Origin of the sequence: Labilithrix luteola (assembly GCF_001263205.1) — a bacterium.
Taxonomy (GTDB): domain Bacteria; phylum Myxococcota_A; class Polyangia; order Polyangiales; family Polyangiaceae; genus Labilithrix; species Labilithrix luteola.
On sequence record NZ_CP012333.1, the window covers coordinates 1,887,432 to 1,907,935 of the forward strand.

General features: G+C 66.2%; 20 protein-coding genes and 1 riboswitch. Of the genes, 12 read left to right on the top strand and 8 right to left on the bottom strand.

Features of this window, described 5'->3' with window-relative positions:
* Positions 1 to 25 precede the first annotated feature (25 nt).
* Genes AKJ09_RS08550 through AKJ09_RS08560 form a run of 3 tightly spaced genes read right to left on the bottom strand, consistent with a single transcriptional unit; the run spans position 26 to position 2,436 of the window.
* Positions 26 to 745 (bottom strand): hypothetical protein, encoded by a 720-nt coding sequence (locus tag AKJ09_RS08550; protein ID WP_146646698.1) that lies wholly within the window; start codon positions 743 to 745, stop codon positions 26 to 28.
* Positions 742 to 1,293: an RNA polymerase sigma factor gene (locus AKJ09_RS08555; RefSeq protein WP_169927387.1), complete on the bottom strand. Its 552-nt coding sequence runs from the start codon at positions 1,291 to 1,293 to the stop codon at positions 742 to 744. The genes AKJ09_RS08550 and AKJ09_RS08555 overlap by 4 nt, the downstream gene beginning before the upstream one ends.
* A 57-nt stretch (positions 1,294 to 1,350) precedes the next feature.
* Positions 1,351 to 2,436 (bottom strand): hypothetical protein, encoded by a 1,086-nt coding sequence (locus AKJ09_RS08560; RefSeq protein WP_146646700.1) that lies wholly within the window; start codon positions 2,434 to 2,436, stop codon positions 1,351 to 1,353.
* 465 nt (positions 2,437 to 2,901) lie between these two features.
* A riboswitch (cobalamin riboswitch) is annotated at positions 2,902 to 3,162 on the top strand.
* Between the two features lie 241 nt (positions 3,163 to 3,403).
* Here AKJ09_RS08560 and AKJ09_RS08565 point away from each other — a divergent pair.
* Both AKJ09_RS08565 and AKJ09_RS08570 read left to right on the top strand, forming a co-directional pair.
* The gene (locus AKJ09_RS08565) at positions 3,404 to 5,920 is read left to right on the top strand and encodes a ribonucleoside-diphosphate reductase subunit alpha (protein WP_146646701.1); all 2,517 of its coding nucleotides are present in this window, start codon (positions 3,404 to 3,406) and stop codon (positions 5,918 to 5,920) included.
* Positions 5,920 to 6,966, top strand: a complete 1,047-nt coding sequence (locus tag AKJ09_RS08570; RefSeq protein ID WP_146646702.1) for a ribonucleotide-diphosphate reductase subunit beta — start codon at positions 5,920 to 5,922, stop codon at positions 6,964 to 6,966. Before AKJ09_RS08565 ends, AKJ09_RS08570 begins: the two co-directional genes overlap by 1 nt.
* Before the next feature lie 60 nt (positions 6,967 to 7,026).
* Here the strand turns inward: AKJ09_RS08570 and AKJ09_RS08575 are convergent, their stop codons facing one another.
* Complete coding sequence (locus tag AKJ09_RS08575; protein ID WP_146646703.1) at positions 7,027 to 7,398, bottom strand: glutaredoxin domain-containing protein; 372 nt, start codon at positions 7,396 to 7,398, stop codon at positions 7,027 to 7,029.
* Positions 7,399 to 7,612: 214 nt separating this feature from the next.
* Here AKJ09_RS08575 and AKJ09_RS08580 point away from each other — a divergent pair, with 214 nt between their 5' ends.
* The 4 genes from AKJ09_RS08580 to AKJ09_RS08595 all read left to right on the top strand — a co-directional run bounded on the left by AKJ09_RS08580 (position 7,613) and on the right by AKJ09_RS08595 (position 11,139).
* Entirely contained in the window at positions 7,613 to 8,191 is a 579-nt protein-coding gene (locus tag AKJ09_RS08580; RefSeq protein WP_146646704.1) for a hypothetical protein, read from the top strand.
* 78 nt (positions 8,192 to 8,269) lie between these two features.
* Entirely contained in the window at positions 8,270 to 8,788 is a 519-nt protein-coding gene (locus AKJ09_RS08585; protein ID WP_146646705.1) for a peptidylprolyl isomerase, read from the top strand.
* Between the two features lie 195 nt (positions 8,789 to 8,983).
* Positions 8,984 to 9,946: a hypothetical protein gene (locus AKJ09_RS08590; RefSeq protein WP_146646706.1), complete on the top strand. Its 963-nt coding sequence runs from the start codon at positions 8,984 to 8,986 to the stop codon at positions 9,944 to 9,946.
* A 209-nt stretch (positions 9,947 to 10,155) separates the two neighbouring features.
* A complete protein-coding gene (locus AKJ09_RS08595) occupies positions 10,156 to 11,139 on the top strand; it encodes a GGDEF domain-containing protein (RefSeq protein ID WP_240488421.1) in 984 nt (327 codons plus the stop codon).
* A gap of 79 nt (positions 11,140 to 11,218) precedes the next feature.
* Here the strand turns inward: AKJ09_RS08595 and AKJ09_RS08600 are convergent, their stop codons facing one another.
* The 3 genes from AKJ09_RS08600 to AKJ09_RS08610 all read right to left on the bottom strand — a co-directional run bounded on the left by AKJ09_RS08600 (position 11,219) and on the right by AKJ09_RS08610 (position 13,167).
* Complete coding sequence (locus AKJ09_RS08600; protein WP_240488940.1) at positions 11,219 to 12,010, bottom strand: EAL domain-containing protein; 792 nt, start codon at positions 12,008 to 12,010, stop codon at positions 11,219 to 11,221.
* A gap of 154 nt (positions 12,011 to 12,164) precedes the next feature.
* Positions 12,165 to 12,947, bottom strand: a complete 783-nt coding sequence (locus AKJ09_RS08605) for a class II glutamine amidotransferase (protein ID WP_146646708.1) — start codon at positions 12,945 to 12,947, stop codon at positions 12,165 to 12,167.
* A 13-nt stretch (positions 12,948 to 12,960) separates the two neighbouring features.
* Positions 12,961 to 13,167, bottom strand: a complete 207-nt coding sequence (locus AKJ09_RS08610; protein WP_146646709.1) for a hypothetical protein — start codon at positions 13,165 to 13,167, stop codon at positions 12,961 to 12,963.
* Between AKJ09_RS08610 and AKJ09_RS08615 the strand changes: the two genes are divergently transcribed.
* Both AKJ09_RS08615 and trxA read left to right on the top strand, forming a co-directional pair.
* The gene (locus AKJ09_RS08615; RefSeq protein ID WP_146646710.1) at positions 13,154 to 14,014 is read left to right on the top strand and encodes a hypothetical protein; all 861 of its coding nucleotides are present in this window, start codon (positions 13,154 to 13,156) and stop codon (positions 14,012 to 14,014) included. The genes AKJ09_RS08610 and AKJ09_RS08615 overlap by 14 nt on opposite strands.
* A gap of 63 nt (positions 14,015 to 14,077) precedes the next feature.
* Positions 14,078 to 14,521 (top strand): thioredoxin, encoded by a 444-nt coding sequence (gene trxA, locus AKJ09_RS08620; protein ID WP_205633643.1) that lies wholly within the window; start codon positions 14,078 to 14,080, stop codon positions 14,519 to 14,521.
* A gap of 28 nt (positions 14,522 to 14,549) precedes the next feature.
* Here trxA and AKJ09_RS08625 read toward each other — a convergent pair whose 3' ends face one another.
* On the bottom strand, positions 14,550 to 15,284 hold the full coding sequence (locus tag AKJ09_RS08625) for an alpha/beta hydrolase (RefSeq protein ID WP_169927389.1): 735 nt from the start codon (positions 15,282 to 15,284) through the stop codon (positions 14,550 to 14,552).
* A 125-nt stretch (positions 15,285 to 15,409) separates the two neighbouring features.
* Here AKJ09_RS08625 and AKJ09_RS08630 point away from each other — a divergent pair, with 125 nt between their 5' ends.
* The 4 genes from AKJ09_RS08630 (at position 15,410) to AKJ09_RS08645 (ending at position 20,484) form a co-directional block, all read left to right on the top strand.
* On the top strand, positions 15,410 to 16,891 hold the full coding sequence (locus tag AKJ09_RS08630) for a serine/threonine-protein kinase (RefSeq protein WP_146646712.1): 1,482 nt from the start codon (positions 15,410 to 15,412) through the stop codon (positions 16,889 to 16,891).
* Between the two features lie 92 nt (positions 16,892 to 16,983).
* On the top strand, positions 16,984 to 17,940 hold the full coding sequence (locus tag AKJ09_RS08635; RefSeq protein WP_146646713.1) for a tetratricopeptide repeat protein: 957 nt from the start codon (positions 16,984 to 16,986) through the stop codon (positions 17,938 to 17,940).
* Positions 17,940 to 19,220, top strand: coding sequence for an RCC1 domain-containing protein (locus tag AKJ09_RS08640; protein WP_146646714.1), 1,281 nt, complete (start codon positions 17,940 to 17,942; stop codon positions 19,218 to 19,220). Before AKJ09_RS08635 ends, AKJ09_RS08640 begins: the two co-directional genes overlap by 1 nt.
* A 22-nt stretch (positions 19,221 to 19,242) precedes the next feature.
* The gene (locus AKJ09_RS08645; protein WP_146646715.1) at positions 19,243 to 20,484 is read left to right on the top strand and encodes a hypothetical protein; all 1,242 of its coding nucleotides are present in this window, start codon (positions 19,243 to 19,245) and stop codon (positions 20,482 to 20,484) included.
* Positions 20,485 to 20,504: the final 20 nt, after the last annotated feature.

A 20,504-nucleotide genomic window follows, 5' to 3' on the forward strand; every position in this document is an offset into this window, starting at 1 on the left:
GAGATCCGCTTCGGGTGTGGACGAATTACCGAGGGCACGAGCGCATCAGGCCAGCGACGCGCGCTTGGTGCGCGGACGTCGGGTGAGCGTCGAGAAAGGACCGTCCGAGCTCGCAGGCCTGCGCCTCCTGTCCGAGTCCTTGGTAAGCCTCGATTTCGAGGACGTTCACTTCTTGTCCGAGATGCCCGCGAGCAAACACTTCACGGTGCTTCTGGACGTCCGCGCGTGCTCCGCTGAAATCGCGCGCCGCAAGCCTCGAGCGAATTCTCGAGAGGCTCGCCGCCTCCTTCGCGAGCTGATCTTCCTCGGCGCTGGTCGAGTTCGCAGCGGACGACCGGGCGGGAAGAACGGCCACCCGCGCGGAGGGAAGTGCCTCGATGGAGATCGTAGGAACCGTCGGCTCTGCCGGGAGCTCGTTCGCGCTCGGAGAGACCGTCGACACCGCCGTCGGCGCGGCTTCGGACGCGACGGGCTTTCCCTCGCTGGTGGGCAGCGAGGTCGTTTTCATCGCGGACACGCTGGCGACGGTGGTCGCGGCAGCAACCAGGCCCACCACGCCCAACGTGAGGCGCGGCGAACGGAAGAGCGGTGACAGCGCGTACGACAGACGCGTCAGTAGCAACGCTGCTGCGCCTCCGAAGGCGAGGCGCCGAAACAGCGCTCTCTGTCTTTGCCATCGGCGGGGCGGTCGCTCCGCTCGAGCGCGCCGGATCAGCGCATCGAGGTCCATGTCGTGACGACTCATCGCTCGTCCTTCCTCGTGTCGGCAGCAACTTCTTCCATCCACGCAAGAAGCAGCGTGCGTGCGCGGCGGAGTCGCGAAGCCACGGTCCCCGGCGGGACATCGAGCATCACGGCCACCTCCGAAGCGGTCATCGTTTCGAGCTCGCACAAGATGAAGACGGAGCGCTGCTCGTCCGGTAGGCGCGCGAGAAGAGCGTCGAGCAGGCTCCATTGCTCGTTCGCGTCCGCGAGGGATTCCGGCGTCGGCCTCGGATCCGGATGGGCGTCGAGCTCCTCGTCGCCCGCTTGAGCAGGCAAGCGCGCGCGACGGCGGCGAACGTTCGCCGCCAGGCGGCCTGCGGTCTGGAAGAGGTAGGCCTTTTCGGCACCCGGCCCAACGAAGGAGATCTTCGTGGCGAGCACTGCGAACACTTCCTGGGTCGTGTCGTCCGCCTCGTCCGAAGAAAGACCGTGGCGGCGAAGCACGCGCCAGACGAAATCGTAGTAGGCGACGACAGCCGCCTTCGCGCGCGCACGATCGCCCGCTGAAGCAAGTTCGAGCGGACTCACGCTAGCCAGCGAAGCGAGGGGCGGCACCCTCTAGAATGTCGGTGCTCGCAAAGTTGATCACTTGCCGCCGAACGAATGTCCCACTCCGATGCCGATCTCGCCGATCGCGCGGGGAACGTCGTGAGAAGCACCCACCTGGTCGCGCGCGACCGTGGCGTAAACCGTCGGTACGTAGCTAGCGTTGCCGAAAACCTCGGCATGAAATGCGCGCCCGAGATGCCACCGTATCCGCAGGTCCGAACCGACGGTGAACCAGGGCCTCACGTCATTCCGCGCGTTGGAAACGCCGGTGCTGTAGGAATGATACGCACCGCCGGTCGCGTCCAGGCATCCCTCGAGAGACAACGGCGCGAGGATTCGGCGGCCCACGCAGCCTTCGAGGCGCGCCGTCCACGTCTGCACGAAGACGTTCAGCTCGGACGTGTCCGATAGTTGAGCTCGCGCGAAGGCGAGGGAAGCTCGCAGGCCGCCGTCGAGGACCCCAAGGCTGCGCTGCGCTTCGACGTACCCGCGATAGCCCATGGTCGGGCGCGGGAGTGCTCCGAGGACGAGCTCGGTTCCGACGCCCACCCCGAGCGCAACCGTTGCTGGCCCGCGCGGCGATCGTCGTGGAGGCGACTCCGCCGGACGATCGACGGTCTCCGCTGGGGCCACGCGTTCGGCGCTCTCGGCCCTGTCGCCAGCGGCAGCACCATCGTCGTGTGTCGCGATCTGGTGAGGCGCGTCATCGGCCGCATCGACGGCGGCGAGGTCCGTGGCGACGGCGGTGACGACGGCAAGTGCTCGCACGAGTGCGCGGCAATCGCGAGCGTCGACGTTTCGGGTGTCCGCCGAACCATCGCGTTTCGCGATGACCAGCTCCCCCTCGAGCTTGCCGTTCGTGGACGCCCGAATCCGAACATCGAAGCGTCTTGCATCCGGGTCGTCGGTTGCCAGCGAGAGTCGAGGTCGCTCCGCAAGCAACAACGCGACGAAACGCGAGCGATCCGGGCAGTGGCCGGCGAGGCGCTCTTCGACCGCGTAGTGAAGTTGGATCGCTTCGACTCGCCCCTCTTCGCCGAAGGCCGCTGGGATCACCCCGAACAACGAGACTGCGCTCGTCGCAAGGAGCGACGCTCCACGGAGAGACGCCTTCGTCGCCATTGCGCGCAAAGGGTAGGCGAATCCGCGCCCGCAGCCCCCTGCGCTAGCTCCTGAGCTCACACGATCCTCGTCACGGTCGCCCTTGCGGAGCGGTCGCGTGGGCCTGCCGCTGGCGCGCGTGGCGATGAACGGTCCGCGCGATCGTCACGAGCGCCTCGTGCTCGGGAGACAACCGGGCGCGCCACCTCGCGTCATCGAAGGCGCCGAGACGACCATCATCGGGTTCGACTTCGCGAAGGCGTGCTCGCGCCGCGCGTCGACGCAGATTCGAGCGCCAGCGACATGGCCATCTCCCCTGACAGCGAACCGATCACGACCGCTTCGTGGAGGAACGAGAACTTCTCGGGCACGGACGCAGAGCACGAACAAAGTCGCTCGGCGCGGCGGACGCCGGAGCAAGGGCCCTTGTATCGCGAACTTGGGCAAAGGCCCCATATCTTGATTGACGAACAGGCCCCACCCCCATATCTTGCGTCTGGTGTTGGTGCCTGGGCATCCGTCCAGGCTGAAAAGGGAACCCGGTGCAATCCGGGGCTGCCCCGCAGCGGTAATCGAGAACCCCGAAATCCGCCAAAGCGCACTGGGCGTGCGGCCTGACGAGCGTGCTTCGCACGTTCGTTGGAACGTAAGCCTGGGAAGCGGTGGTCAGTAGGAATCCCGTTTTGTGCTTCGGCACTTACGGAAATGCTCGGAAGCCCGAAGACCTGCCAGCATCCGGCGTGAGGAGTCGAACTCATCTCGCCGGTCGACCCAAGCAGTAGCCCGAGGGGGCTAGAGGTCGGTCCAGAACGTGTTTCGTAGCTCTCGTGGCCCTTCGTGGCCTTCAGCGCCCGCAAGCGCTGAGCATCCCGATCTCGCGCACGCGCATCTCACGTTCTGGCTCGCACTCTCGTCTTCTTTTTCCTCGGGAACTCATCCCAGGGGAGCGGTCTGGCATCGCTCTTTCTGGCCGACCCGGAGCTGGACCATGCAAAGCGAAACGCTGGGCACGAACGTGCCTTCGCGTAACGGCACGTCGCCGTTGCGTACCAACGCGAACGAAGACAGCGGCTACCCGCAGACGACCATGCGGGTTAAGAAGCGAAGCGGCGCCGCCGAGCCCGTGGACGTCAACAAGATCGTCCGCGCCATCAGCCGCTGCTGCGCGGGCCTGCCCGACGTCGATGCGATGCGCGTCGCGACGAAGACCATCAGCGGTCTCTACGACGGCGCCACCACGCGTGAGCTCGATCGCCTCTCCATCCAGACGGCGGCATCGCTCATCGCCTTCGAGCCCGAATACGCGAAGCTCGCGGCGCGCCTGCTCGCGACGTACATCGACAAGGAAGTCCGCAACCAGGAAATCCACGCGTTTTCGCAGTCGATCGCGAACGCGCACGCGCTCGGCCTCGTCAACGAGCGCCTCGCCGACTTCGTCAAGAGCAACGCGCGCAAGCTCAACGACGCGCTGGCGCCCGAACGCGATCGCGAGTTCGAGTACTTCGGCCTCCGCACGGTCTACGACCGGTATCTGCTCAAGCACCCGTCCACGCGCCTCGTTCTCGAGACCCCGCAGCAGTTCTTCATGCGCATCGCGTGTGCGCTCTCGGAGACGGCGAACGAAGCGCTCGAGCTCTATCGCCTCTTCTCGTCGCTCGAGTACCTCCCGAGCTCGCCGACGATGTTCAACGCGGGCACGCGCCATGAGCAGCTCTCGAGCTGCTTCCTGCTCGATTCGCCCGACGACCACCTCGAGCAAATCTACAAGCGCTACACCGACGTCGCGATGCTCTCGAAGTTCTCGGGCGGCATCGGCCTCGCTTATCACCGCGTTCGTTCGCGCGGTTCGCTCATCGAGAGCACGAACGGCCACTCGAACGGCATCGTCCCGTGGCTCAAGACGCTCGACGCGTCGGTCGCGGCGGTCAACCAGGGTGGCAAGCGCAAGGGCGCGTGCTGCGTGTATCTCGAGCCGTGGCACGCCGACGTCGAGGAGTTCCTCGAGCTCCGCGACAACACGGGCGACGAGGCGCGCCGCACGCACAACCTGAACATCGCGAACTGGGTCAGCGATCTGTTCATGAAGCGCGTCGAGGCCGACGGCACGTGGAGCCTCTTCGATCCGAAGACGGTTCCGCACCTGCCCGACCTCTACGGCGCCGAGTTCGAGAAGGCCTACGAAGAGGCCGAAAAACAGGGCCTGGCGAGCAAGACCGTCAAGGCGCGCGAGCTCTACGCGCGCATGATGCGAACGCTCGCCCAGACCGGCAACGGCTGGATGACGTTCAAGGACAAGTCCAACCTCGCGTGCAACCAGACGGCCCTCCCCGGTCGCACCGTGCACCTCTCGAACCTCTGCACGGAGATCCTCGAGGTCACGTCGCAGGACGAGTCGGCCGTGTGCAACCTCGGCTCGATCAACCTCTCGCGCCACACGACGAAGAACGCCGACGGTGCGGTGACCTTCGACTGGTCGAAGCTCGCGCACACGGTTCGCACGGCGGTTCGCCAGCTCGATCGCGTGATCGATCTCAACTACTACCCGATCGCCGAGACGCGCACGTCGAACAACCGCTGGCGCCCCGTGGGCCTCGGTCTCATGGGCCTCCAGGACGTGTTCTTCCAGATGCGCCTTCCGTTCGACGCGCCCGAGGCGCGCGAGCTCTCGAAGCGCATCTCGGAGGAGATCTACTTCCACGCGCTCTCCACCTCCGTGGAGCTCGCGATGGAGAAGGGCAAGCACGCCGCCTTCGCCGAGACGCGCGCCGCGCGCGGTGAGCTGCAGTTCGACGCCTGGGGCGTCACGCCGAGCGATACCTCCCGCTGGGACGAGCTCCGCGCGCGCGTCGTCGCCCACGGCCTCCGTAACTCGCTCCTCTGCGCGATCGCGCCGACGGCCACCATCGCGTCGATTGCCGGCTGCTACGAGTGCATCGAGCCGCAGGTCTCGAACCTCTTCAAGCGCGAGACGCTCTCGGGCGACTTCCTCCAGGTGAACCGCTACCTGGTCGGAGAACTCAAAGCGCTCGGCGTCTGGAACGACGACACGCGCGCGCGCCTCAAGCTCGCCGAAGGCTCGGTGCAGACCGTCATGGCGCTCCCCGCCGAGCTCCGCGTCGTGTTCCGCACGGCGTGGGAGATCCCGATGCGCTCGCTCATCGACATGGCCGCCGATCGCGGAGCGTTCCTCGATCAGAGCCAGTCGCTGAACCTGTTCGTCGAGAGCCCGAACATCGGGCAGCTCTCGAGCATGTACTTCTACGCGTGGAAGAAGGGTCTCAAGACGACCTACTACCTGCGTTCGCGCCCGGCGACGAAGATCGCGAAGGCCACGGTGGAGATGCCCCCAATGCCCTCGCCGGTACGTGACGCCGATACGCGCACCTCGCAGGGATGGACGCCCACCCCGCCGTCGGTCGCCCCCGCCCCGAGCACCACGCAGACGGACGCCGCCGCGATCGCCTGCTCGCTCGAGAACCCCGAGAGCTGCGAGGCGTGCCAGTGATGTCCTCGACGATCAACGACCTCTCGAGCTCCGTCACGCGCCCCGCCCGCCTGCTCGATCCGGGTCTCTGCCTCACGCTTCGGCCGATGGCTTACCCGACCTTCTTCGAGATGTATCGCGCGGCCATCAAGAACACGTGGACCGTCGAGGAAGTCGACTTCGCCACCGACGTCGGCGACCTCAACGCCAAGATGACCGACGCCGAGCGTCATCTCACGCACCGCCTCGTCGCGTTCTTCGCCACTGGCGACTCGATCGTGGCGAACAACCTGGTGCTGAACCTCTACAAGCACATCAACGCGCCCGAGGCGCGCATGTACCTGTCGCGCCAGCTCTACGAAGAGGCGCTGCACGTGCAGTTCTACCTGACGCTCCTCGACACGTACGTGCCCGATCCCAACGATCGGCACCGCGCGTTCGCGGCCGTCGAGAACATCCCCTCGATCGCGAAGAAGGCTGCATTCTGCATGCGTTGGCTCGACTCGACCCAGCGCATCGACCGCCTCGAAACACGCGAGCAGCGCCGCCAGTTCCTACTCAACCTGATCTGCTTCGCGGCGTGCATCGAAGGCCTCTTCTTCTTCGGCGCCTTCGCGTACGTCTACTTCCTCCGGTCGCGCGGCCTGCTGCACGGTCTCGCGGCCGGCACGAGCTGGGTCTTCCGCGACGAGAGCGCGCACATGGCGTTCGCGTTCGAGGTCGTCAAGACGGTGCAGCGTGAGGAGCCCGAGCTCTTCGACGCGTCGCTCGAGCAGGACGTCTACCAGATGCTCGACGAAGCCATCGCGTGCGAAACGCAGTTCGCCGAGGACCTCCTCGGTGGCGGCGTCGTGGGCCTCTCCGTGGCCGACGTGCGTGGCTACCTCGAGTTCTGCGCCGACCAGCGCCTCTCGACGCTCGGCCTGCGCAAGAAGTACGGCACCAAGAACCCGCTGGCGTTCATGGACCTCCAGGACGTCCAAGAGGTCACGAACTTCTTCGAGCGTCGCGTCTCGGCCTACCAGGTCGGCGTGACGGGCGAAGTCGTCCTCGACATGGCGTTCTGACGTTCGCGCGGGGGCTCGCGACGCGCGACACGGCGCACCGCAGAGCCCCCGTTCAGCGGATCACTTCTCGAGGCGCCGAGCGATGTCGCCGCTGGCGATCGCTTGCTTCGTCAGATCCTCGCCGCCGATGAGCGTGCCCTTGACGAAGACCTGCGGGAAGGTCGGCCACCCGCTCCACAGCTTGATCGCGAGACGGCGCCTCCACTCGGAGAAGTAGCTGCCGTACTCGAGGTAGTGAACCTGAAAGCCCGCGGCCTCCAGCGCCTTGCGGGCTTTCTTCACGTGGGGGTTCTGCGCCATGCCGACGACGACCACGTCGTGCTTCTGCACGGCCTCTTCGATTTCGCGGATGGTCTCCGGGTGGAGCGACGAGATCTTGTCGAGAGCGGCCGGGGCGATATGAGCGGGATCGAGGTGCGTACGAGCTGCCATGGTGCGGCGGAGCATAGACGCGCTTTCGGAGCGTCGCATGTTCCGATGGATCACGGATGCACCGGTCGCAGGCTTCGAGCGTCGATCACGGGCCTGTCGCGTGCCCGCCACAGTCGATGGATCGCGCGAATTTGGCCGTAGAAATACGCTCGGAGAATGGTTCGGCGCCGATCCACGGCTTGGGCGTGAGCTTTGCAACCACGCCCCGCCGTTCATGGCGACCTCGATCCAGTACCCCTTCGAGCAGGTGCAGCGGCACATGCCCGGAACGCCCGGAACGCCCGGAGCGCCGCTTCCCGCCGCGCCGAGCTCGGGGTCTCCGTTCACGATCGACCCGAACGACAACAGCGTCGACTTCGCAGACGTCGGACTGCCGTGGAACCGCCGACTTCCGCCCCGCTGGCTCGCGTTGACGGGCTACCTCTTGGTCGGCGTGGCAATCGGACTCGTGTTGCTACTCGGCATGGCCTTGTCCCGTCGAGAGCGCCTCGCCCACGCTGCCGGCGCCGCCACTGGCGTCGCGGCCACCGCCGCCACCATCTCGGACGCCGTCGTGCACTTGCACGCAGCCCACATCGACAAGACCTGCTGGCAGGGAATCGCCCCTCAGGAGAACCCCACCCGGCTCACCGTTTCGATGGCCATCGGGGCGGACGGTAAGATTCGCTCGGCGACCTCGGCCGGCGGCAGCGCCACGATGCGGAGCTGCGTCGAAAGTTACGTGAAGACCTGGGAGTTTCTGCCGCAAACCGGCACCCCGTCGATGATTGTCCCCGTCGAAGTCGCGCGCTGACGAACACGCTCAGGAGATCCGCTTTCGGAGCCCGGTCGACCATCGACACGCCGCCCGGTGCCGTTTAGCGTGCCGGCCATGGCAAATCCCATCGCGCTGCTCGAGACCTCGCTCGGCAACATCAAGGTCGAGCTCTTCACGGACAAGATGCCCATCACCGCGGGCAACTTCGTCAAGCTCGCCAAGTCCGGCTTCTACGACGGGCTCCATTTCCATCGGGTCATCGACAAGTTCATGCTCCAGTTCGGCTGCCCCTACAGCCGCGACCCGAAGAGCCCGCGCGCGGGTACGGGTGACGGGCCGGACGGCACGATCAAGGACGAGCATCCCGAGAACGCGAAGCTCTCGAACGAGCCGGGAACCCTCTCGATGGCCAACACGGGTCGCCCGAACAGCGGCTCTTGCCAGTTCTTCGTCAACACCGTCCACAACTCGTATCTGGACTTCTTCACGCCGGGCCAGTCGAAGCACCCCGTCTTCGGCAAGGTCATCGAAGGCATGGACGTCGTGCACAAGATCGAGAAGACGCCGACGGACGCGAACGATCGGCCGATCTCGCCGGTTCGCATGAACAAGGTCACGGTCCTCGAAGGCTGAGCCCTCCACCCGTCGCTAAGTTCGCGCTTCGCGCCCTCGAGGCAGGCGACTCGGCCGACTCGGCTGAGCTGCGGAAGACACGAGGGCGCGGGCGACACGCCACGAAAGATGCGAGCCCGTCAGAGGCCGCCACTCGGAATTCGGCCTGGTTCACACCGAGCACGCTCGGCACAGCAACTGCTCTCGCGCGAGGCCATGACTTGGACTCGCGTGCTCCCCATGGTGGCGCTCGCCGCGTGGGGATGCACCTCGTCTGCTCGACCGACGCGCTCACCAACCCCCTTCGCCCCGGTCGTGGTGGAAACGAAACCCGTCGAAGGCCCGCACGCGGCCGCGGCGACTGGAACGACGCTCGTGTGGGCACGGGCGAAAGACGGAACGGCGTCGAGCTATCGACTGTCGTCCGCCCCGAGCCCGGCCGGGAGTGCTGCGCCGGTCACCCCAGGAATCCAGATCGCCGCTCAAGGAGCGACGTGGGTCTGGACGACCCGGTCCGAACGCGTGCCCACCCGCCCGTGTGATTTCGATCTCACGCACGCGCCTGCCCAGCGAGGCCAGGTCACCCGAGCGACGCTCGTCCGCACTTCACCGGGAGGTGGAGTCAACGAGCAGCTGGTCGTCCCCCCGCCGACGATCGAGGACGCCAACGAGGTCGATCACTCGGTGACCCTCCTCTTCACTCTCGGCCCTCTCCTCTTCATCGAAGAGCAGACGTACGAATACTCCTGTGGGGCCCACGGTAGCATAAGCTCTGCCTTCATCGTCTGGGACGCCAACGAAGGCAAAGCGGTGAACGTGCTCGACCGCCTGCCCGACGAACCGGCCCTCATCAAACGAGCCGAGCCAAAGCTCGAAGCCGACGCTCTCGAGGCGGGCGGCCCTCTCGGCCAGGAGCCGCCCCAAATCACGGAGCTTTTGCCGGTTTTTCGTGACGGCCAGCTTCGGTTCGAGGCGCAGATCACCACGAGCAGCTGCTACGCTTGCAGCGACGGCCTCTGGTCTTCGTACACGCGATCGGTCCGTCTGGAGGCCGAGCCGCCCCCGGTGGTGGCGCCCTGGATCGCAGTGCCGCCCACCGTCGCGGCGTTCGCCCGGGATCACAAGGACGTGACGATCGGCGGCTGGTCGACGGAGGAGGCCTCGCCCCCCACGAAGTGAGGCAACTCGGAGACAGGACGGCCGCAATCGAGGACGAACCTGCCGAAACTGCCCTGCTCGCGCCGGACCTTCACGAGCCGGAAGCCGGCGGCTGCGACGGCCCGGCCCCCCAAATCGGGGGGGTGTGCCGGTCGGCTTATCAAAGTCGATATCCTTGCTGGGATATCCGCCCACCGCCGTAAGTGCCACGGAAGGAGCGGATCTTGACCATGAAAGCAAAGCTCGGCACCCTGTTGATCATGGCGAGCGATCGGCCATATCGAGCCAAGCCGAGCCTGCGCGCTCCGGCAGACGACGAGCCGGAGGCGACTCGCATCACGAGCCTTTCCAGCCTCGAGTCGGAGCTCCGCGCGCGCCGGCAACAACATGCGTACGTCGTCGTGCTTCAAGGAAGCAACGTCGGTGAGATGTTCAAGATCGAAGGACCGGAGACGGTCATCGGTCGGGCGATGACCGTTCAGGTCCGCCTCAACGACGACGGCATCTCGCGCAGACACTGCCGCGTCCTGCAGATCGGCGGACAGGTCATCATCGAAGATCTCGGCAGCGCGAACGGCACGCTCGTGAACGGCGAGATGGTTCAGCACCAGGCGCTCAACGACGGCGACAAGATTCGCCTCGGCGCCACGACGATGCTGAAGTTCACTTACCAGGACAAGCTGGACGAAACGTTCCAGCAGCAGATGTACGACGCCGCGCTCAGGGACGGACTGACCCGGACGTACAACAAAAAATTCTTCCTCGATCGCCTCGAGACGGAGTTCTCGTACTCGAAACGTCACCGGACGATGCTCTCGCTCGTCATGTTCGACGTGGACCACTTCAAACGCATCAACGACACGTACGGTCACCTCGCGGGTGACGCCGTGCTCGTTCTGCTCGCACGCACCGCGCAAGCAACCGTTCGCCAGGAAGACGTGCTCGCGCGTTACGGTGGTGAAGAGTTCGCGATCATCTGCCGAGGCACCCCGCTTCTGAACGCCGGTGTGTTCGCCGAACGTCTGCGCATGGCCGTCGAGCAGACCTCGTTCGAATACGGCGGCGTTCGTCTGCCGGTGAACATCAGCGTCGGCGTCACGGCGCTGCCCGAGGTGAACGTGAATTCGCCTGTGGAGCTCATCGCGCACTGCGATGAAGCGCTCTACGAAGCCAAGCGCTCCGGACGCAATCGCGTCTGCATGCGCGGCATCTGAGTCTGAGCACGCATCACGCATCACGCATCACGCATCAGCGCGTACGGCGCGTACGGCGCGTTCGTCGCGCGATGAGTGGCTACAGACGTTTCGAGTCGCGACGAACGGGCTTGCCCTTGCTGTCGGCTTCCGGCTTCGGCGCGCTCGGCCACGTGACGGGCGGCGGCGGAAACCCAGGACGCGCGAGCAAGTAGCCCTGTCCGTAGTGCGCCCCCGCCGCCTGCACGGCGTCGAGCTCCTCGGCGGTCTCGATACCTTCGGCGACGACGCTCGCGTCGAGCTCGCGACAGAGAACGACGATCGCCTTCACGAGTCGGAAGAGGCGCGTGTCCTTCACGAGCCCCGCGATCAGATCGCGATCGAGCTTCACCACGCGCGGATGGAGATCGGCGATGTACTTCAGGTTCGAATAGCCGGCGCCGAGGTCGTCGACGACGAGATACACGCCGCGGCCGCGCACCTCGCGCAGGATGCTCTGGCAAAGTCGGAAGTGCGAGAGCGGCACGCCCTCGGTGATCTCGAGATAGACGTCTTCGGTGTGCTTGAAGATCGGATCGTCGGGCTGGACGACGAACTTGTCGTTCAGCTCCGCCGGATGGATGTTCAAGAACAGCGGATGCGACGGACATCCCTCGACGGCCATCTCGCGGATGATCCGTCCGAGCTCACCGGTGCACTGGTGCTGCACGGCGGCCGCGAAGAGACTCATCGGGCTGTCGAAATCCGACGAGAGCGAACGAACGAGGGCTTCGTAGGCGAAGATCTTCTTCGTCTTGAGATCGACGAGCGGCTGATAGACGACCTTCAGGTCGCGCGTGTCGAGCACTCGACGGATTGCGACGGTGGTACGGCGAGGCTCGGCAACGGACACGCGGCTCAAGATTGCGATGGTAGAGCTGCGGAAGACTCGCCATCAAGGACGATGAAGAGTCGAACGAAGCTCAGCTTCACGTTCGCCCATTCGCCCATTCGCCCATTCGCCCCGTTCGCCTCCGCTCAGCTCTATGTCCACACGCGAGGGTCGCTCACGCGGCGATCGTGGCGGCAAGGCGTCCGCGGCGAAAAACCCACATCTCACCCGGTCTCCCGATGGTCCACGTTTCGTCGCGCGTGAGGGGAGCCGTCGCGATCACGGCAACACGGTCACGAGGCGTCGTCACTTCTGCGAAGTCGACCGTAAGATCGTCGTCGGCAAGTGTGGCTCGACGGAACGGAGCCTTTCGAACGATGTAGCAGAGCTTCGTCGCGCATCGTGCGAAGAGGTGCGTGCCGTCTCCGAGCAAGAAGTTGAACGTGCCGTCCACACCGATGTCTCGGGCGGCGCGGCCAAGGGCACGCCACAAGCGCGACGGATCCTCCGGATACCCACGAGGAAACGCCTCGTCGATACGGTGGAGCAGCGCGCAGAAAGCATGCTCGCTGTCGGTCGTGCCGATCGGGCGGAATCGCCCCGTGGGGTGGCGCTTCACTCCGCGAACGGTGCCGTTGTGCGCGAAGACGAAGTGACGGCCCCACAGCTCACGGACGAACGGGTGCGTGTTCGCCAGTGAGATCGGCCCTCGCGTCTTCTTCCTCACGTGGGCAATCGCGAGCAGCGTCTTGATGGGGTAGCCACGGATGTAGGCCGCAAGCTTCGAATCGGCCGCCGCGGCGGGCTCGAGGAACGTGCGAACAGCACGACCTTCGTAGAGCGCGAGGCCCCATCCGTCGGAGTGGGGACCGCGAGCTCCACCTCGAAGCGCGAGACCCGAGAACGAGAAGACGATGTCCGTGGGGACGTTGCACTCCATCCCGAGGAGCTCACACATGCTGTCCACCAAGCTACACGATCATTTCTCGCGAGGGATCGAGACGCGAATCGACGGCACGCCGGATGCCCCCCTCTCCGAATGCCGTGAGTGCGCCGTGGTCGTCGTGGCCGTCGTCATCGTCGTGGCCGTCCTTCTTTTGCGCGGGGACCTTCGCCCGGGCGTCCGGAGCGCTGCTACTGGCGCTGGCGGCTTTCGTTCGACCGGTGCCGGAAGCCATCGCGGCCACGTCGGACCTGCAGCCCTTGTCCGTGCGTATCGTGGCACCGCCGCCCTTCGGCTACGACGAGTCCGAGCTCGGGCGCGCGACGCATCAGGTACGCCTGAACGTGACCAATCCGAACACGGTTGCGGTCCCCTTGTCGCCGCTCACCTTTCGCTTCGTCCCGAAGCGCGAGGGCGTCGAATACACCTGCACGGTCGCGCCGGGAAACATCGCCGACCGTTGGCCTTCGACGCTCAATCCTGGTGACACGGTGACGGCGGAGCGCGGCATCACCTGCCTTACACCGCTGCCGGGCCGCTACGACGTCGACGTCCACGCACGCGCGGAACGCGGGGGCGAAGACACCAAGGAGCACTTCGTTGGCACGTTCGAGCTGACGATCAAACCGAGCAAGACTCCGCCCGTCCCGCTTCCGTGGGACTCGCGCTTGCTCGTCGCCGCCGATGCCACGAAAGAGATCCGCCCGAAGGAAAAGAGCGGACGCTTGTTCGTGGGCGTCATCAATGCCAGCAAAGGAGACATCGCCGCGACGCCGTTCCGTGCCGACCTCCACGTGAGCCAGCGCGGAAAGAAGAACGCGGTGTGTGCGGACTTCTCCGTCGACCTGCCGTTCACTCGCTCGATCCCCGCCGGACACATGCAGTCCCTCGACGTTCCGCTGCAATGCAACTTCCCGCAGGAAGGCATCTACGACATCGACGTGACGGTCTCGAAGGGCGATTCGCGCGCGAAGATCGGCAGGTATTCCGTGCGCGTCATCGTGGTGCCGGTCATCCCCATTCCGCGGCCGCCCGTCTACGACCAACAAAGCATCGCTCCGCCGGTCGGTGGGCAGACGTGACGCGACGAGCACGACCGCAGACGGCGTGGCGCGATGCGTGCCCCGTTGTCTCGAGCACGAATCGTGCGCACGTTCTGGAACGTCATGATTTTCGACTGCCCCTCGTGCAAGACCCAGAATCGCGTCCCGGTCGCACGCGTCACGTCGCGCGCCCATTGCGGCAAGTGCAAGACGGCGCTGACACCCCCCGATCGCCCGCTTGCGATTCATTCCGAAGCGGAGTTCGAAGAGCTCATCCGCGAAGCGCAGGTCCCCGTCGTGGTCGACTTCTGGGCCGATTGGTGCGGTCCCTGCCATGCCGTTGCCCCCGAGCTCGAAGCGCTGGCGCGCACCAAAGCCAAGGACGCGATCGTAGCCAAGGTCGATACCGAAGCCCTGCCGAACATCGCGGGACGCTTCGGCATCCGGAGCATCCCGACGATGATTCTCTTCCGCGAGCAGCGCGAAGCGAAGCGCGTGAGCGGGGCGATGACCGCTCAGGCGATAGCCAGCAACCTGGCGCTCTAGTCTTCGAGTCCCCTAGTCCGCGCGAGGGTCACGCGATCGACCCAAGCCACGTCCCAAGATCGCGCATGGTCTCGGGCGGAATGCCGTGACCGCCCGCGAACGAGAGGAAGTCGCCAACGAGTCCTGCCGAGACGAGCTCGCGATTGAGCAGCTTCGCCACTTCGTACGGCAGAATCGGATCGTGCGTGCCATGGCTCTGGAAGAGCGGCATCCCCGCGCGTGCCTTCATGCGCGGGCGCCACTCGGACGCCGCGATGAGCGCACCACTCATGACGACGAGACCTCGCAGCGGGCGCGCATCGCGAAGCGCGAAATCGACCGAAAGCATGGAGCCTTGCGAGAAGCCGCCCACGACGACGAGCTCGCTCGGCGTTCCTTGCTTCGCGAGCGCATCGAACATGCTCGCGAGTGCGGCGCGCGCCTCGTCGAGGCCGTCGGGAACTTCGTCTATCACGTCGCCGAGACGGCCGCTCGAGAGCGCCCGCTCGTAGCGTCCGACGTCGACCATCCACCAGGCCCGCGCCCCCCCGTACACCGGAAGGGAGGTGAATTCGGCGAGGTCATGTGGCGCCTCGGGGAAGAGAAACGTCGTTCCCGGTGGGGCCCCGACCGCACCGGCCAGTCCGACGAGGTCGTCGCCCGGCGCCCCGAAGCCGTGGAGGAGCACCACGGTCAGGGCCCTCGAACCGTCCGATTTTCCAGCATGTTCGGGGTGAACCACGACTCGGCGCACGCGCAGCGCCCCCATCGAAACGACATCCATCGGAGGCATTCTGCTACGGCCTTTCCGCACATGACACGTGCGCAGTGGATCGCTGGTCCATCCTCGCGGAATCCCTCGCCTTTGAATTGCTAGGGAAAGTCCTTCACCGTAGACTACCCGGTACGATGTCCACCGTGCAGGCAGGCGACATTCTCGCCGGCAAGTACCGCGTCGAGCGAATGCTCGGAAGCGGAGGTATGGGGTACGTCGTCGCCGCGCGTCACATTCATCTCGATCAGCTCGTCGCGATGAAGTTCCTGCAGAGGAACTCCGGCACGAGTGACGACTCCGAAGCGAGTGGTCGCTTCATGCGCGAAGCGAAGGCCGTCGTGCGCCTGCACAACGAGCACGTCGCGCGCGTGTACGACGTCGGTCGCCTGGAGACCGGCGAGCAGTACATCGTGATGGAGTACCTCGAGGGCCACGACCTTGCGACGATGAGCAAGGAGCGCGGTCAGCTCCCGATCGGCGAGGCCGTCGAGTACATGCTCCAGGCGTGCGAGGCCCTGGCCGAGGCGCACAGCATCGGCATCGTCCACCGCGACGTGAAGCTCGCGAACCTCTTCGTGTCGCGCGGGCCCACGGGCATGCCGCTCCTCAAGGTGCTCGACTTCGGCATCTCGAAGGTGAACCCCTTCGGCGAAGGCGTGCAGGACATGACGCGCACGGCGGCCATGCTCGGCAGCCCGCGCTTCATGTCGCCCGAGCAGATGCGCGACCCTCGCACCGTCGACGCACGAAGTGACATCTGGTCTCTCGGCGTCGTGCTCTACCGACTGGTCGCGGCAGCGGCGCCGTTCGATGCCGAGACGCTCGGACGACTCTTCGCCGCCGTCATGCAGGAGGCACCTCCGCCCCTCTCGGCGCTGGTCCCGAACCTGCCGCCAGGCTTCGAGGCCGCAGTGCTCCGCTGCCTCGAGAAAGAGCGCGACCACCGCTACGCGAACGTCGCCGAGTTCGCTGACGCGATCCTCCCCTACGCACTCGATCCGATTCGCGCCGAAGCCACGGTCGATCGCATCCGCGCCGTGCTCAGCATGCCGGCGATCCCCCGTTCGCAGCGCGCCACGTCGCCGAGCTTTCCGAGCGCCTCGATTCCCGGCGTGCTCGGCACGGGTGACATCTCGACGGCGCCGCCGTGGGCAGGAACGCAGAACGGCACCGGACCGAACCCTTCGATCCGAAGCTCGATCACGTGGGGAGTCATCGCGCTGCTCACGCTCGGCGCGGTCACGGGCGCAGCCCTCAAGCTTCACGCCGGGCGCACGACGGCAGCGAACGCCAGCATGCACGACGGGGTCTCCGTCGTGGCCGTCGAGACGGCATTGCCCGCGGCGGCAACCGCTCCGATTCCGCCTGCACCGGTGTCGGCCGCCGCGGAGACGACCAACGAACCGCCGGTCGAAAAGACCGACGCGAACGGCGCGAGCGGCGTGAACGGCGCGAGCGGCGCGAGCGGCGCGAGCGGCGCGATAACCGTGAAGGCCCCGGCCCGCGTCGTGGCAAGCCCAGCCGCGACGGGAGCGCGTAAATCCGGCCGAAATCCAGCAGCTGCGAACGGAAATAGCGCCAAGGCACAGGACGAGATCCCCTCGACCCGCGATTGAGCTTTAATGACGCGGTGATGACCCGGGGAGGTCGCAGTTTTCGCAATTCTCGTCGGATCTCGGCGCTCGTGCTGGTTTCGTATGGAGCCGTGATGGGCCAGGCACGCGTCGCGCGCGCGGCCGACGGTGCCGAAGGTGGGGCGGCCGCTGCCGAGTCGCTCTTTCAGGAAGCGCGCAAGCTGACCGAAGCGAAGCGCTACGGCGAGGCCTGCCCGAAGTTCCTCGCGAGCCACAAGCTCGCTCCCGCCGTCGGCACGTTGCTCAACCTCGCCGACTGCTACGAGAAGAACGGCCAGCTCGCGAGCGCGTGGTCACGCTTCCACGAAGCCATCGCGCTCGCCCAGCACCTCGGTCGCTCGGATCGTGAAAAGACCGCGAAGGAGCGCGCGGACAAGCTCGAGCCGCGCCTCCTCAGGCTCACCATCACATCGGAGGAGCCCACCGTCGACGTCACCCTCGACGGCAACGCACTCGACCCCGCGGTGCTCGGAACGGCGCTGCCCGTCGATCCGGGCAAGCACACGGTCGAAGCCTCGACGAAGGGGAAGAAGCCCTTCAGCACCACCATCGACGTGAGCGAGCGCTCGAAATCGTCCGCCGTCGAGATTCCACGCCTCGAGGTCGACGAGAGCGCGAAGGCCGACATGGCGAAGCCCCCGGCCGATTACGCACCTGCGGAGACGACCACGAGCGACGGCAAGCCCCAGCGCATCCTCGGCCTCGTGGCGATCGGTGCGGGTGTCGTCGGCCTCGGCGTAGGTGGTTACTTCGGGCTGCGCACGAACTCGAAGTGGTCGGAGGCGCAGGAGCACTGCAAGGGCGTCGACTGCGACGCGACCGGCGTGGACCTCGCGCAAGTCGCCAAGAACGACGGCACGATCTCCACCATCGCGTTCATCGCGGGAGGCGCGCTCGCCGTCGGCGGTCTCGTGCTCGTCCTCACGGCACCGAACAAGAGCAGCTCGAGCACCGGCGCCTCCACGGCCAATACGGCGTCGGTGAACGTCGGCGTGGGACCAGGTTCGGTCCTCGTCGGAGGTCGGTTCTGATGACACGCGCCACACGCATCGCCTTGGGGCTCGTCGTCGTGAACATGGTGTCGGCGAGCTTCATGCTCGCGTGCAATGCCATCGTCGGCGTCCAAGAAGTCCGCCTTCGCAAAGCGGACTCCGGCGGCACGGCAACTCCGCCAGACGAAGACGTCACCGACCCGCCGGAAGACACCGGCACCGGAGATACGAGCGTTCCGGTCACGGACAAGGCCATCGAGCTTGCCCTAGGCCTGGACCACACGTGCGCGCGAAAGCCGGACGGTACGGTCAAGTGTTGGGGCGGCGGCCTCTCGGGCAAGAACGGAAGTCCCACGGGCGACGACCTCACGACTCCGCAAGACCTGGGCGTCAGCGACGCGACGAAGATCACCGCCGGTGACAATCACACGTGCGTCATCCGGAAGTCGAAGGCCGTTTCGTGCTGGGGCGACAACGGGTCCGGCCAGCTCGGCAATGGCGTCTCGAGCGGCGCGACGAACAAACCGGTCGACGTCACGGGCATCAGCGACGCCGTCGCGATCGCCGCGGGCGGCGCGTTCACGTGCGCGATTCGCGGAAGCGGGACCGTCTCGTGTTGGGGCGCCGGAACGGCGGGACAGCTCGGCGACGGCAAATCCACGAACAAGCCGAACGCCACGTCGGTCAGCGGCATCATCGACGCGGTGGCCATCGCTGCCGGCACCAGTCACGCGTGCGTGGCCACGAAAGCCGGTCTCGTCCTCTGCTGGGGAAGCGGGGCGAGCAGTCAGATCGGAACCGGCGCGAGCTCGGCGCCGGTCCCCGAGCAAGTGTCGTTGCCCGGCAACGCGATCGGCGTCGCTGCCGGCAACCGCATGAGCTGCGCCTTGCTCCAGGGCGGCGCGGTGATGTGCTGGGGCGCGAACGAGCTCGGCCAGCTGGGCACGGGCAACTCGACGATCGCGCCAAGCAATGGTCCCACCACGTCGGAGATGGTGGACGCGATCAAGATCTCCGCTGGCGCGAATCACGTGTGCGCGTTGCGAAGGACCGGCAACACCGTGAGCTGCTGGGGCCAGGGCTACTACGGGCAGCTCGGTGATGGACGCACACGCGACAACGACCAGATTCCGCAAGCGTCCCCCGTCGACGTGAGCGGTCTCGACAAGGTGGTCAGCATCGGCGCCGGCGGGAATCACGCGTGTGCAGCCAACGACATCGGCGCCGTCTTCTGCTGGGGTGACAACACTCGTGGCCAGTTGGGCGATGGCTCGAAGACACGCGAGTTCTCGCCCGTGAGTGCCAGCGGCTATCCCTGAGATCGGTTAGTCTCCACGGTCGATGAGAACCGTCCGGCCGAAGCCGCTAGCGCCTGCGCTCAACACGCTTCCGCTGACTCCCGAAGAGGGCTTCGTTCTTTCGCGCATCGACGGGCGCCTCTCCACGCGCGATCTCGTGGCCCTCACCGGGATCGAGCCGCAGCGCATCGACCAGATCGTCGACAAGCTCGCTTCGCACGGAGCCGTCGCCCTCGACGACGACGCAGCGCAGGCCGCGCCGAGCGGCGACACGGCGTCTCTTGCCGACTTCGCCGCGGCGCTCGGCATGGATCCGAGCGCGTTCGGCGGCCAGCCGGTTCCGAGGCGGACCGAAGGAGCGCCGGAGTCCCGTTCGAGCTACCCGCCTCCTGCGATGGCGGCGGACGCGATCACCGTCGAGGCTCCGGTGGTCGACCTCGAGCAGCTCGAAGCGGCGCCGATGGAGCTCGAAGAAGTCCACGACGACGAGCCTGCCGCGGAGCTCGAAGAGGTCCACGACGACGAGCCGAGCGAAACGTCCGAGGCCTCCGCCGAAGAAGACGAATCCGAAGAAGCGATCGGCAACCAGCGCAACTACCGGCAGATCTACGAGACGCGCTTCCACACGCTCCCCACCGATGCGCGCGTGCACGCCGCGCAGCTCGCCACGGGAGCCGACTTGCTCGCGCTCTGCTTCGACGCCGAGCCTCGCGTCGTCGCCGCCGTTCTCGACAATCCCACGAGCGGTCTCGAGCACGCGCGACTCATCGCGCTGCATCATCGAACGAGCACGGGCCTCGAGATGATCTCGCGCCACGCGCAGCTCGTTCGCGACTCGCTCGTCGAGCGCCGCCTGCTGCGCAATCCTCAGCTCGGTGAGGTGGTTCTCACGCGCATCATGACGCCGAAGAACGTCTTCCAGACCTACAAGATCGCCATCGATCGAGAGATCCCCGAGCTCACCCGCGTGAAGTCACGCGGCACGCTGCGGAAGAAGTTCCAAACGTCGCCGTCGGAAGACCGCGCCGATCTCGTCATGCGCACCGAAGGCCGCTGCTTGGCGCTCCTCACGGGCTGCACCTTCGATGCGCGCACCACGTCGATTCTCTGCGGCAAGACGTTCAACTCGGTTCTCTTCATCCAGAACCTCGCGAAGTTCTCCGCCACGCCGCCCCCGCTGCTCGCGCACCTCATGAAGCAGCCATTCGTGCGCAAGATGGCTCCTCTGAAGAAGCTCTTGCTCCAGCACCCGAACATGCCCGGCGACGTGAAGCGTCAACACTGACGCCGAAAGCGTTCGCGCCG